This window comes from Variovorax sp. YR750, assembly GCF_900109805.1.
Taxonomy (GTDB): Bacteria; Pseudomonadota; Gammaproteobacteria; order Burkholderiales; family Burkholderiaceae_C; genus Variovorax; species Variovorax gossypii.
In genome coordinates this window covers 1-12,709 of record NZ_FOBJ01000010.1, presented here as the reverse complement: position 1 = coordinate 12,709, position 12,709 = coordinate 1, and the positions used below count along the sequence as shown (strand labels likewise).

Here is a 12,709-nt window from a genome sequence, read left to right as displayed (position 1 = left end):
TCATGCCTTGGAGAAGAGGCCGCGCACGTGGGCCTTGGCGGTTTCGAGGTGATAGCGCAGCGCGTGCTGGGCGGCGTCGACGTCGCGCGCCGCCATCGCCTTGGCGATGGGCCTGTGCGTCTCGGCCAGCGCCTTCAGGTCGCCGTAGCTGTCCTCGCTGAGCGCGAGGAACATGCGCACCTCGGTCTGCATGTTGTCGAACAGCCGGTGAAGATAGTGGTTGCCCGAGAGCGCGCTGATGGCGAAGTGGAAATCCAGGTCGAGCGCCACGCGCTCGGGCGAGGAAAGGATCTCGGCGCGCTCCACCATGTCGTCCACGCGCGCGTCGAGCTGGGCCAGCTCGGCGTCGGTGGCATGCGTGCAGGCCAGCGACGCGCCCAGCAGCTCGAGCTGGATGCGCACTTCGTACAGGTCGGTGACCTGCTTGGGCGAAACCGTGCGTACCGCGAAGCCGTGGCGTGGGCGCGATATCAGCAGGCCCAGGCTTTCGAGGCGGCGCGCGGCTTCCCGCACGGGCGCGCGGCTCACGCCCATCTGCCGGGCCAGTTCGGCCTCGACGATGCGTTCGCCGGGCGCGATGCGGCCCGACAGGATGGCTTGCTGCAGCTGCGCCTCCACCACGCCGACCAGGTCGGGCACCTGGATCGACGAGAAGGCGGGAGGAGTGGCGGCTTCGGGCCGGCTGGTGGTCATCGGAATTCCTTGTCTCGATCTCTTGTGCGTATCATGCCGGCCCCTTGCGTCGGCCCTTTGCGCGGGCCATTCCGCGCCGGTCGTTGCGTGCGCGCCAGGTACACGCCGGCGACAGCGATCAGCGCCATGCCGGCCAGGGCCGTGCCGTCGGGCGGGCGCTGGAACCACAGCGTGCTGATCAGCACCGCCAGCAGCAGCTGCACGTAGTTCAGCGGCGCCAGCGTGGCCGCGCCGACGCGGCGAAACGCAGCCAGCAGCAACAGCTGGGCGCTGCCGCTGACGGCGCCGCCGGCGACCAGCAGCGCCATCTCCGGCCAGGGCGGCAGCGTGACGTGCGGCATGAACAGCACGGGCAGGTTCGTGATGACGAGGCAGGCCAGCGCCATGTGCGCGAACTGCACGGGTGCCGGCACCAGCCCCGAGAGCCGGCGCGTGAGCACCTGGAAGAGCGCATAGCAGACGGCCGACACGGCCATCAGCAGCGTGCCCGCCAGCGGCAGGCTGCCGCCCGGTCGCACGATGCACAGCATGCCCGCGAAGCCCAGCAGCACGGCAGTCCACTGCGCGCGGCCCACGCGTTCGCCGAGCAGCCAGGGCGACAGCGCGACCATGATCAGCGGCGCCGTGAAATAGATCGCGGTGGCCTCGGCCAGCGGCATGGTGACGAGCGCAGTCATGAAGCAGGTGGCCACGATGGCCAGCGCCACGCTGCGCGCGGCCAGCAGCTTCTGGTGCGGCTGGCGCCACAGGCGCAGGTCGCCGTGGCGCAGCAGCAGCACCAGGGCGATGGCGCCGATCGCGGTGTAGCGACCCAGGTTGACGACGGCCGGCGCATGGCTGGCCACCATCTGCTTGGCGAAGGCGTCGTATGCCGCGAACAGCACCAGCGCGCAGAGGAACAGGGCGATGCCCGTGCCCGCGCTGTCGCGGCGCGCCGGGAGGGGCGAGGCCTGCACCGTGCTCATGCAGCCTGCGACAGCATCGCGCCCAGCAGCACGTTGGCGCCGGCCTCCAGGTGGCGCGGATCGGCGTCTTCCACTTCGTTGTGGCTGATGCCGTCCTTGCAGGGCACGAAGATCATCGCGGTGGGTACGCGGCGCGCCATGTAGACGGCGTCGTGGCCGGCGCCGGTCACGATGTCGCGGTGCGTGCTGCCGCGTGCCGCGGCCTCGCTGCGCACGCGTTCCACGAGCGTGCGGTCGAACGGCGTCGGCGGGAACTGCTGCACGTCGGCGATGCGCACTTCGACGGGCGTGCCGGTGGTCTCGCCCGCGGCCAGCGCGGCGGCCGCGGCGCGGAAGCGCTGCTCCATCCGTTCGAGCAGCGAGGCGTCTTCGTGGCGCAGGTCGACCGTGAAGTCGACGCGGCCCGGAATCACGTTGCGCGAGGCCGGATGCACGTTCACCACGCCCACCGTGCCGCGGCCCAGCGGCGCGAAGGCCGGATCGTTGGCGATGTCGACCACGGCCTGCATGAGGTGCGTGGCCGCGTACAGCGCGTCGCGGCGCATGGCCATGGGCGTGGGGCCGGCGTGCGCTTCCATGCCGGTGACCGACACGTCGTACCAGCGCAGGCCCAGCGAGCCCGTGACCACGCCGACGACGGTCTGCTCGGCCTCCAGGATCGGTCCCTGCTCGATGTGGGCCTCCAGGTAGCAGGCGGCCTGCACGGTGCCGATGGGCGCGCTGCCCGCGTAGCCGATGGCGGCCAGCTCGTCGCGCACGGCGAGCCCGTCCACGTCGGTGGCCGACAGTGCGGTCTCGAGCGGAAACACTCCGCAGTGCACGCCCGATCCCATCATGACCGGCACGAAGCGCGTGCCTTCCTCGTTGGTCCAGATCGCAAGCGCGAGCGGCGCCTCGGTCCGGATGCCGTGGTCGTTCAGCGTGCGCATGACCTCGAGGCCCGCCATCACGCCGTAGCAGCCGTCGAAGCGGCCGCCCGTGGGCTGCGTGTCGATGTGGCTGCCCGTCATCACCGGCCGGCGCGACGGGTCGCGGCCCGCTCGGACGCCGAAGATGTTGCCGACCTGGTCCACGGTGATGTCCAGCCCGGCTTCGCGCATCCAGCCGACCACGAGGTCACGGCCCTGGCCGTCCAGTGCGCTCAGCGCGAGCCGGCAGTTGCCGCCCTTGGGCGTGGCGCCGATGCGGGCCAGGTCTATGAGGCTGCGCCAGAGCCGGTCGCCATTTATGGATACGGTCATGCCTGCAATCCCTCCAGGAACGCGTCGAGCGCGGCGCCGATGGCCTCGACCATGTAGCCGCCTTCCTGCACCACGACCGTGGGCAGGCCCAGCGCGCGCACGCGGGCGCCTGCGAGGCGGAAGGCCTCCATGTCGAACTTCAGCACGCTGATCGGGTCGTCCTTGTAGGTGTCGAAGCCCAGCGGCAGCACCAGGGCCTGCGGCTGGAAGCGCTCGATGGCGGCGACGGCCTTGTCCAGGGCCTCGGCGAATTCGGCGTTGCCGCTGCCGTGTGCCAGCGGCAGGTTCAGGTTGCAGCCTTCGCCCTCGCCGGTGCCCCGCTCGTGCGAATAGCCTGTGTACCAGGGGTAGTAGCCGGAGGGGTCGGCGTGCGTGGAAACGGTCAGCACGTCGGCGCGCTCGTAGAAGATCTGCTGCGTGCCGTCGCCGTGGTGGGCGTCGATGTCGAGCACGGCCACGCGCGCATGGCGCCGGCGCAGCGTGGCGGCCGCGATGGCGCTGTTGTTCACGTAGCAGAAGCCTCCCGCGCGCGCATGCTGCGCATGGTGGCCCGAGGGCCTGCACAGCGCGTAGGCGATGCCGCCGCCGTCGAGCACCGTCTCGGCCGCGGCCTGCGCCGCATGGGCCGAGCGCAGCACCGAGCGCCAGGTGTGCGGGCCGATCGGGCAGGCCAGGTCGCCGATGTACCAGCCGGCCTGCGCCACCACCGACGGCGAGGGGCAGGGCCCGAATCGCGTGCCGTGCGGCGACAGGTTGGGCAGCACCTCGATGCCGGGCTCCAGGCCGGGGCCGCCGAGTTTCTGCCAGCGCGCGTAGGCGCTCTCCAGGAAGTCCAGGTAGTCGAGGCTGTGCACGAGTTCCAGCGCGGCGCGGCCGGCCTCGGGCGGCGCACTCACCGAGATGCCGCGCGCGGCGAGCGTGCCCATCAGCGCCTCGGCGCGCGTGGGCAGGTCGGCGGGCTTGCTGATGCGGCCCAGCCGCATGAACTGCTGCGGGTCGTGCAGCAGTTGGTCGTCGCTGAAGAAGGCCTGCATGCTCAGGCCTTCGTTTCCTGGTCGAAGCGGTCCATGGCGCGGCCCAGGCGCGCGAAGAGGTCGTCCAGCTCGGCCCGCGTGATGATCAGCGGCGGGCACAGGCCGATGCTGTCGCCCATGGCGCGCACGATCAGGCCTTCATCGAGTGCCAGCGCCGCGAAGCGGTAGCCGGCCTTGCGCTCGGCGGCGAACGGCGTGCGCGCTGCCTTGTCGGCCATGAGCTCGATGGCGCCGATCAGGCCGACGCCGCGCACGTTGCCCACCCAGGGCCGTTCGGCGAAGGCGCGCAGCCCGGCCTGGAACGCGGGGGCGATCTCGCGCACGTGCTCGAGGATGCGCTCGTCCTCGTAGACCTTCAGCGTCTCCAGCGCCACCGCACAGGCGACGGGGTGGCCCGAGTAGGTGTAGCCGTGGCCGAAGCTGCCGAGCTTGCCGCTGTTGGCGGCGATGGCGCTGTGCACTTTCTCGTTGACCATGACCGCCGAGATCGGCACGTAGCCGGAAGACAGCGCCTTGGCGCAGCTCAGGATGTCGGGCTGGATGCCGAAGGTCGTGGAGCCGAACATGTTGCCCGTGCGGCCGAAGCCGCAGATGACCTCGTCGGCGATCATGAGCACGCCGTACTTGCGCAGCACGGCCTGCACCTTCTCGAAGTAGCCGGCCGGCGGCACCAGCACGCCGCCCGCGCCCATCACCGGCTCGGCGATGAAGGCGGCCACGGTGTTCGGACCTTCGGCCAGGATGGTCTGCTCCAGTTGCTGCGCGAGGCGGCTGGAGAAATCCTGCTCCGTCTCGCCGGGCTCGGCGTAGCGATAGTGGTGCGGGCAGTCCACGTGCAGGAAGCGCGCGGGCGCGGTCGCGATGGGCAGGTCGAAGTCGCGATGGTTGCCGTCGAGCCCGCCCATGCTGGCGGCGGCCACGGTCACGCCGTGGTACGCGTTGCGCCGCGCGATGATCTTCTTGCGCTCCGGCTGGCCGATGGCGTTGTGGTAGTACCAGACCATCTTCACCGCGCTGTCGTTGGCCTCGGAGCCCGAGTTGGCGAAGAACACGCGCGCCATGGGCGCGGGCGCCAGCGCCAGCAGCCGCTCGGCCAGGTCGGCCACCGCCACGTTGGTGCGCTGGTTGAACGTGTGGTAGTAGGGCAGGGTGTTCAGTGCCTTCGCGCCGGCCGCGGCCAGGCGCTTGTTGGAAAAGCCCAGCGATGCGCACCACAGGCCCGACATGGCCTCGAGGTAGCGCTTGCCTCCTTCGTCGACGACGTGGATGCCGTCGCCTTCGACGATGACCAGCGGCGGCGTCTGCGGCAGCGCGGCCAGGTTGGTGTACGAATGCAGGTGGGTGGCGACGTCCTTGTCGCCGGTGCCGAGGGGTTCTGCCATGGGGTTCCTCTTTGAATGTCGGGCGCTGAATAGTGGCTACAGGCGCGCCAGGTTGTCGTGCGTTTGCCGTGCGATGGCCTCGGGCCGGGTGCGCGTCGCGATGTGCGGCGTGACGGTGATGCGCGGGTGGTGCCAGAACGGGTGGGCTGCCGGCAGCGGCTCCTCGACGAAGGCGTCCAGCACGGCCGAGGCGACCTGGCCGCTCTCCAGCGCCGCGAGCAGGTCTTCCTGTACGAGATGGGCGCCACGGCCGGCGTTGACGAGGCGCGCGCCGCGCGGCAACTGCGCGAACAACGTGGCATCGAGGATGCCGCGCGTGTCGTCGGTCAACGGCAGCAGGCAGACCAGCGTGTCGCAGCCCGCCAGGAACTCGGCGCGTGCCGCGTCGCCGTGGAAGGCCTCGATGCCCTCGGGCAGGCCGTCCTTGGGGCTGCGGCTCCAGCCGCGCACGCGGTAGCCGATGGCGAGCAGCGCGCGCGCGACCGACTGGCCCAGCACGCCCAGGCCCGCGATGCCCACGCGGTGCCGGCCCGGCGGCTCGATGGGCGCTTCCTCCCAGGCCGCGCGGCGCTGGCTGTCGAGATAGGAGCCCATGTGGCGCTGGCCGTGCACCACGGCCCATGCCACATAGGCGTTCATGCCGTCGGCCATGTCGGCGTCGACGATGCGGCGGACCGGCACGTCGGGCAGCGCGGGGTCGCGCGTGATGTGGTCGGTGCCTGCGCCCACGGACTGCACCAGCCGCAGCCGCGGCATGCGCGCCAGCAGCCCCGGCGGCGGCGACCAGCAGACCACGGTGTCGATCTCGCCGAGCGCGTCCAGCTCCTGCACCTCGGTGTCGATGCGGTGCAGCCGTGCCTGCGGAAAGCGCTCGCGGAAGGCGGGCTGCAGGTAGTCCATGGCGATCTGGTCCGAGACCAGTGCGATGTTGAGCGTCATGCGGCCACCGCCTGTTCCGCGGCCGCCGCCGACAGCCTCGGCTGCGCCTCGATCAGCGTGCGCGTGTAGGCGTGCTGCGGGTTCGCCAGCACCTTGGCCGTTTCGCCGTACTCGACGATCTCGCCGCGCTGCATCACGGCGATGTGGTCGCACATCTCGCCGGCCACGCGCAGGTCGTGCGTGATGAACACCATGGCCAGCTGGAAGCGCTCGCGCACCTCGGCGAAGAGCTTCAGCACCTGGGCCTGCACCGACACGTCGAGCGCGGAGACGGGCTCGTCGGCCACCAGCAGCTGCGGCTCCATGGCCAGTGCGCGCGCGATGCCGATGCGCTGGCGCTGGCCGCCGGAGAACTCGTGCGGAAAGCGCTCCGCCGCGTCGGGCTTGAGGCCCACCAGTTCCAGCAGTTCCATCGCGCGGGCCATGGCCTGCGCCTTGGGCACGCCCTGGGCGATGGGGCCGGCAGCGATGGCCGGGCCGATGCGATGGCGCGGGTTCAGCGAGGCATACGGGTCCTGGAACACCATCTGGATCTTGCCCTGCGACTGCGCCCGGAACTGCGCGCCCGACTGCAACGCACGGCCCTTGAACAGCACGCGGCCGCTGTCGAACGGCGCGAGGCCCACGATGCAGCGGCCCACGGTGGACTTGCCCGAGCCCGATTCGCCGACCAGCCCCAGCGTCTCGCCGCGGCGCAGCTCGAACGACAGGCCCTTGGCCGCCTCCACGCGCCGGCCCTTGCTGAACAGGCCGCCGCCGGTCACGTAGGTCTTGCGCAGCTCCTGCACCTGCAGCACGTGCTCGACGGGGCGCTCTTCGGCCGGCGCGCGCACCTGGCCGTTCGGGATCGCTGCGATGAGCTTGCGTGTGTAGGCGTGCTGGGGCCGCGCCAGCACGGCGGCGGCCGGGCCGGACTCGACCACTTCGCCCGTCTGCATCACGACGACCTGGTCGGCGATCTCGGAGACCACGCCGAAGTCGTGCGTGATGAACAGCACCGCCGTGCCCTTGCGCTGCTGCAGTTCGCGGATGAGCTTCAGGATCTGCGCCTGCGTGGTCACGTCCAGCGCGGTGGTGGGTTCGTCGCAGATCAGCAGGGCCGGCTCCAGCACCAGCGCGCACGCGATCATCACGCGCTGGCGCTGGCCGCCCGACAGGCGGAACGGATAGCTGTCGATCAGCACCTCGGGTTCGGGCAGGCCGACGTCGGCCAGTGCCGCGAGGATGCGCTGGCGCTTCTGCGCGGCCGACAGCTTCACGTGGGCGTCGAACACCTCGGCGATCTGCTCGCCGATGCGCATGACCGGGTTCAGCGCCGTCATGGGTTCCTGGAACACCATGCCGATGCGCCGGCCGCGCAGCGTGCGAAGCTGTGCCTCGTCGAGCTGCAGCAGGTCCTGTCCGTCGAAGAGGATGCGGCCGGCCACGGGCTCCACGTGCGGGCGGGGCAGCAGGCCCATGATGGCGTTCGCGATCATGGACTTGCCCGAGCCGGATTCGCCGACCACGCACAGCGTCTGGCCCGGCAGCAGCTGCAGCGAGGCGCCCCGGACCGCCAGTTCGCGGTCTGCGCCCGGCGGCAGGCGGATGTCCAGCTCCTGGACGTCGAGCACGGGAAGGACGATCTTTTCCATTTTCATTTGCCCCTCCCGTCGGCGCGCGCGTTGAGGCCGTCGTTCAAGCCTTCGCCGACCAGGTTCAGCGCGAGCACCGTGAGCAGGATGGCCACGCCCGGGAACACCGCCATCCACCATGCCTGGCGCAGCACCGTGCGCGCCGAGCCGACCATGTAGCCCCAGCTCATCTGGTTCGGGTCGCCCAGGCCCAGGAAGCTCAGGCTGGACTCGAGCAGGATCGCCGTGGCCACCATCAGCGAGGCCATCACCACGATGGGCGAGGCGGCGTTGGGCAGGATCTGCGTCAGGATGATGCGCGGCGTCGACTGGCCCGCCAACTGGGCCGCAGCCACGAAGTCGCGCTGGCGCAGCGTGAGGAACTCGCTGCGCACCAACCGCGCCACGGGCGGCCACGAGACGATCGCGATGGCCGTGACGATGGACTGCACCGAGGGCTGGAAGATGGCCACCAGCACGATGGCCAGCGCGAAGCTCGGGATGGCCTGGAACAGCTCGGTGAAGCGCATCAGCGTGGCGTCGATCCAGCCGCCGAAGTAGCCCGAGACGGCGCCGATGGACACGCCGATCAGCAGCGAGACCACGGTGGAGACCACGCCGATCAGCAGCGAGACGCGCGCGCCGGTGACGATGCCCGACAGGATGTCGCGGCCCATGGTGTCGGTGCCCAGCAGCAGTCCCTGTTCCGCCATGGGCGCAGCGAAGGGCGTGCCGACCATGTCCCATGGGTTGTTCTGCGCGACGAAGGGGCCCAGCGCGGTGACCAGCGCCACCAGCATCAGCACGATCAGGCCGAAGACCGCGCCCTTGTTGCGGCTGAAGCGCCGCCAGAATTTGCTTTTCATGAACGGCTCTCCTCAGCTCAGCTCGATGCGGGGATCGACGAGCGTGTAGACGAAATCGGTGATGAGGTTGAACAGCACGGCCATGGCCGCGGTGAACAGGAAGCAGCCGAGCAGCAGGTTGTAGTCGCGCTGCAGCAGGGCGTCGAACATGAGCCGGCCGATGCCGGGCCAGGCGAACACCGTCTCGGTCAGCACGGCGCCGCCGATCATGCCGCCGGCCTGGATGCCGGCCAGCGTGACCACCGGCAGCAGCGCGTTGCGCAGGATGTGCTTGCGCTGGATGCGGCCGGGCGCCACGCCCTTGGCGCGCGCGGTCTTCACGAAGTCCATCTGCGCGACCTCCAGCATCGAGGCGCGTGTCATGCGCGCATAGACCGCCATGTAGAACAGCGCCAGCGTGAGCGACGGCAGGATCAGGTGCTTCGCGATGTCCAGCGCCTTGTCGATGCCCTTGAGGTCCGCGCCCACGGTGAAGAAGCCGAAGGCGGGCAGCAGGTCGAGCTGCACCGTGAAAACCAGCACGGCCATCATGGCCAGCCAGTACAGCGGCGTGGCGTAGAAGATCAGCGCGACCACGGTGATGAGGCTGTCCTGCCACTTGCCGGCGTTGCGGCTGGCCAGCGCGCCGAGCACGATGCCGAACAGCAGCGAGAGCCCGAAGGCCGTGCCCGTCAGCAGCAGCGTGGCCGGCAGGCGCTCCAGGATCAGGTCGACCACGGGCTGCTGCTGGCGGTAGGAGAAGCCCAGGTCGAGCTTGACCACGTGGCCCAGGTAGTTGCCGAGCTGCACGGGCAGCGGCTGGTCGAGGCCGAACTGCTGGCGCAACTGGGCCACGAACTGCGCATCGGATGCGCCGGCCTCGCCGGCCATGACGGAAACCGGATCGCCCGGCGCCGCGCGAACCAGCAGGAAGTTGACGGTGGCGATCACCAGCAGGGCCAGCAGGCCCTGCAGCAAGCGCACGGACATGAACTGCAGTCGTTTCATGGCAAGCTCGATTCGGGCATGCGGCTGCCCGGCCCGCCGGGCCACCGCATGCGGGGGAGGGAGGTCAGGCCAGCTTGACGCGGCCCAGGCTGTCGTTCAGGCCGATGCCGGAGGACACCACGTTCTGGATCTTGGTGCGGTACAGCGTCGGGAAGTTGATCTCGTGCAGCCAGGCCACGGGCACTTCGTCGACCAGCAGCTTCTGCACTTCAAGGTAGATGGCGCGGCGCTTGGCCGGATCGCTCTCGCGCGCGCCGGCGGCGAACAGCTCGTCGACCTTGGGGTTCACGTAGCCCGCCACGTTGTTGAACGGCGAGCCCTTGGCGATGTTGTCGCTGGTGTAGTTGCGACCCACGCCGAGCGCCGGGTCGCCGTACTGGTAGACGTAGGTGAAGGCCAGGTCGAAGTCCCATTCGCTGTTGCGCTGGTTCCAGCCGGCCACGTCGGTGGCGACCATCTCGACCTTGATGCCGGCCTGCGTGAGGTTCTGTCGCACGATCTCGGCCTGGCGCTGCCACGATTCGCCGTAGGGCAGCGGCAGCAGGCGGATGGTTTCGCCCTTGTAGCCGGACTCGGCCAGCAGCTTCTTGGCCTTGGCGGTGTCGCGCGGGTACTTGGTCACGTCGTCGCTGGCGTAGGCGATGTGGCTGTTGAAGGGGCCGGTGGCCGGCTTGGCGTAGCCGTACCAGGCGACCTTGGCCATGGCCTCGCGGTCGATGGCGGTCCACACGGCCTGGCGGAACTTGACGTTGTTCATGGGCGCCGTGCGGTTGTTCATCCACAGCCAGCTGTGCGGCGCGAAGAACTCCCAGCCCTTGGTGGTCACGGCCGCGCCCGGCAGCTTGGCCAGGCGGCCCACGTCGAAGTATTCCACGGTGCCGCCCGGAGCGATGTCGACCTTGCCCGACTCGAACGCGGCGGCGCGCGCGGCCGCGTCGGGAATCACGTGGAAATACACGCTCTCCACGCCGACGGCGCCCGGCTGGTGGTAGTTCTCGTTGGCCACCAGGTGGATGTAGGAGCCCTTGACCCATTCCTTGAACTTGAGCGGGCCCGTGCCGATAGGCGTGGCGTTGGCGGGATTGGTCGCGAAGTCGGTGCCTTCGTAGATGTGCTTGGGCACCATGGGCATGGTGCCGTTCTCGAATATGCCCATGAAGGGACCGAAGGGCTGCTTGAGCTTGAACTCGACGGTGAGCGGATCCAGCGCCTTGATCGATTCCACCTGCGCCAGGCTGGCGCGGAAGCGCGCGTGCGTCTTGCGCAGGAACACGTCGCACGAGAACACCACGTCGTCGGCCGTGAAGGGCTTGCCGTCGTGCCACTTGACGCCGGGCTTGAGCTTGAAGACGTAGGTCTTGCTGTCCGCGCTCACGGTCCAGGAGGTGGCGAGCTGCGGCTGGGGCTCGAGCTTCTCGTTGTAGCGCAGCAGTCCTTCGTAGATGTTGCCGGCGATCAGCTGCGTGGGGCCGTTCTGCACGATGCCCATCATCAGGCCGGGCGGCTCGGGCTGGACCAGCACGTTGACGACACCCTTCCTGGCCTGCGCCAGGCTGTGCAGGGGCACCCCCGCGATGGACAGGCCGAGGGCGGCGGAGCCGGCTTGGATCAGGTTGCGGCGTTTCATCGAAGCGGACCTTTCAAAGTGGGGAGGGCAGTGAAGAACGGGTGAATCTCAGTCGCGGAAGGAGGCCGGCGTGGGCGGGGCCAGGCGCTGCAGCAGCGCGCGCCACTCGCGGGCGTAGGGGTCGGTGGGCGCCGAGGCCAGGCGGTTCGTGTCGCCGCTCTCGTACTGGCGCGCGGTCAGCTCGCAGACCTCTTCGGGCACCGGATGCACGGGCTGGCCGGAACCCTGGATGGCGACCTGCACGCGGCAGGCGCGCTCCAGGTTGTGCATGAGGATGAAGGCCTCGGCGACGCTGCGGCCCAGCGTGATCAGGCCGTGGTTGCGCAGGATCAGCGCGCGGGAGCTCGGGCCGAGGTCGGCGACCAGGCGCTCGCGCTCCTCGTGGTTGAGCGCGATCCCCTCGAACTCGTGATAGGTCACGCGGTTGTGGAACTGCAGCGCCCACTGGTTGCAGGGCTGCAGCCCGCCGGCCAGCGAGGACACGGCCACGCCGGCGACGGTATGGGTGTGCAGGACGCAGACGGCGTCATGGCGGGCGGCGTGCACGGCGCTGTGAATCGTGAAGCCGGCCGGGTTCACGTCGTGGTCGGACGGTTCGATGACGTTGCCGTCCAGGTCGATCTTCACGAGCGAGGACGCCGTGATGTCGCGAAACAGCATGCCGAAGGGGTTGATCAGGAACTGGTCCGTGGTGCCGGGCACGCGGGCGGAGATATGGGTGTAGATGCTGTCGTCCATTCCGTAGAGGGCGACGAGCCGGTAGGCGGCGGCCAGGTCCTGCCGGATCTGGCGCTCCGCGGGCGTCATGGGAGGGCGGGCGCTGCCGCGCAAGTCCGGGATGCTTCGTTCTGCTGTTTCCATTTGATCTCCGAAGATCGACTGTCAGCTGTCGACAGAATGCATCTTGCATGGAGCGTGCCAGGCCAGATATCGGCGAAAACCCGGAAATTGGCTGCAGATGGCGCCATCGCCGGCCTTGCGTGCACCGCGAGCGGGCGTGGCTATCGATTTCCGTGCGATCCATGCAGCCGGATGGCGCGGAGGCTTCCGCGTCAGCGGCGTGCCAAATATCTTTGTCGGTCGAAAGGCTCAGGCCTCCGGCGCTGCTTTATAATCACGAAAAAGCACGATCGTTCTTTTTTCTGGCGCCAGCGCCGGCGGGAAGAATGGAGAGGCGGCAAAGGTCGCGCCCTAGAATGACCGGTTTGCCCTCGAAGCCCCCTTTTTGCAATCCAATGGAGTCAAGTCAATGAAGGTTCTTGTGCCTGTCAAACGGGTCGTCGATTACAACGTGAAGGTGCGCGTGAAGAGCGATGGCACCGGAGTGGACATTGCCAACGTCAAGATGAGCATGAACCCCTT

11 protein-coding genes and 1 pseudogene are annotated in these 12,709 nt (G+C 69.4%); 1 reads left to right on the top strand and 11 read right to left on the bottom strand.

What is annotated here, in order from left to right; all coding sequences use genetic code 11:
- The 11 genes from BMY35_RS20400 to BMY35_RS20350 all read right to left on the bottom strand — a co-directional run bounded on the left by BMY35_RS20400 (position 1) and on the right by BMY35_RS20350 (position 12,154).
- Positions 1–693, bottom strand: coding sequence for a GntR family transcriptional regulator (locus tag BMY35_RS20400; RefSeq protein ID WP_093202977.1), 693 nt, complete (start codon positions 691–693; stop codon positions 1–3).
- Complete coding sequence (locus BMY35_RS20395; RefSeq protein WP_256228981.1) at positions 690–1,658, bottom strand: DMT family transporter; 969 nt, start codon at positions 1,656–1,658, stop codon at positions 690–692. The genes BMY35_RS20400 and BMY35_RS20395 overlap by 4 nt, the downstream gene beginning before the upstream one ends.
- Positions 1,655–2,899 (bottom strand): Zn-dependent hydrolase, encoded by a 1,245-nt coding sequence (locus BMY35_RS20390; protein WP_093202973.1) that lies wholly within the window; start codon positions 2,897–2,899, stop codon positions 1,655–1,657. The genes BMY35_RS20395 and BMY35_RS20390 overlap by 4 nt, the downstream gene beginning before the upstream one ends.
- Positions 2,896–3,933, bottom strand: a complete 1,038-nt coding sequence (locus BMY35_RS20385) for a histone deacetylase family protein (RefSeq protein WP_093202970.1) — start codon at positions 3,931–3,933, stop codon at positions 2,896–2,898. Before BMY35_RS20385 ends, BMY35_RS20390 begins: the two co-directional genes overlap by 4 nt.
- A gap of 2 nt (positions 3,934–3,935) precedes the next feature.
- A complete protein-coding gene (locus tag BMY35_RS20380; RefSeq protein WP_093202968.1) occupies positions 3,936–5,315 on the bottom strand; it encodes an aminotransferase in 1,380 nt (459 codons plus the stop codon).
- 36 nt (positions 5,316–5,351) lie between these two features.
- A complete protein-coding gene (locus BMY35_RS20375; RefSeq protein WP_093202965.1) occupies positions 5,352–6,254 on the bottom strand; it encodes a 2-hydroxyacid dehydrogenase in 903 nt (300 codons plus the stop codon).
- Positions 6,251–7,888: an ABC transporter ATP-binding protein gene (locus BMY35_RS20370; protein WP_093202963.1), complete on the bottom strand. Its 1,638-nt coding sequence runs from the start codon at positions 7,886–7,888 to the stop codon at positions 6,251–6,253. The genes BMY35_RS20375 and BMY35_RS20370 overlap by 4 nt, the downstream gene beginning before the upstream one ends.
- Before the next feature lie 2 nt (positions 7,889–7,890).
- Entirely contained in the window at positions 7,891–8,733 is an 843-nt protein-coding gene (locus tag BMY35_RS20365; RefSeq protein ID WP_019656076.1) for an ABC transporter permease, read from the bottom strand.
- Positions 8,734–8,745: 12 nt separating this feature from the next.
- Complete coding sequence (locus BMY35_RS20360) at positions 8,746–9,720, bottom strand: ABC transporter permease (RefSeq protein WP_093202960.1); 975 nt, start codon at positions 9,718–9,720, stop codon at positions 8,746–8,748.
- Positions 9,721–9,784: 64 nt separating this feature from the next.
- On the bottom strand, positions 9,785–11,347 hold the full coding sequence (locus tag BMY35_RS20355; protein WP_093202958.1) for an ABC transporter substrate-binding protein: 1,563 nt from the start codon (positions 11,345–11,347) through the stop codon (positions 9,785–9,787).
- Positions 11,348–11,395: 48 nt separating this feature from the next.
- On the bottom strand, positions 11,396–12,154 hold the full coding sequence (locus BMY35_RS20350; RefSeq protein ID WP_093202956.1) for a class II aldolase/adducin family protein: 759 nt from the start codon (positions 12,152–12,154) through the stop codon (positions 11,396–11,398).
- A 442-nt stretch (positions 12,155–12,596) separates the two neighbouring features.
- Between BMY35_RS20350 and BMY35_RS37745 the strand changes: the two are divergent.
- A pseudogene (locus BMY35_RS37745) lies at positions 12,597–12,709 on the top strand (electron transfer flavoprotein subunit beta/FixA family protein); the annotation flags it as partial.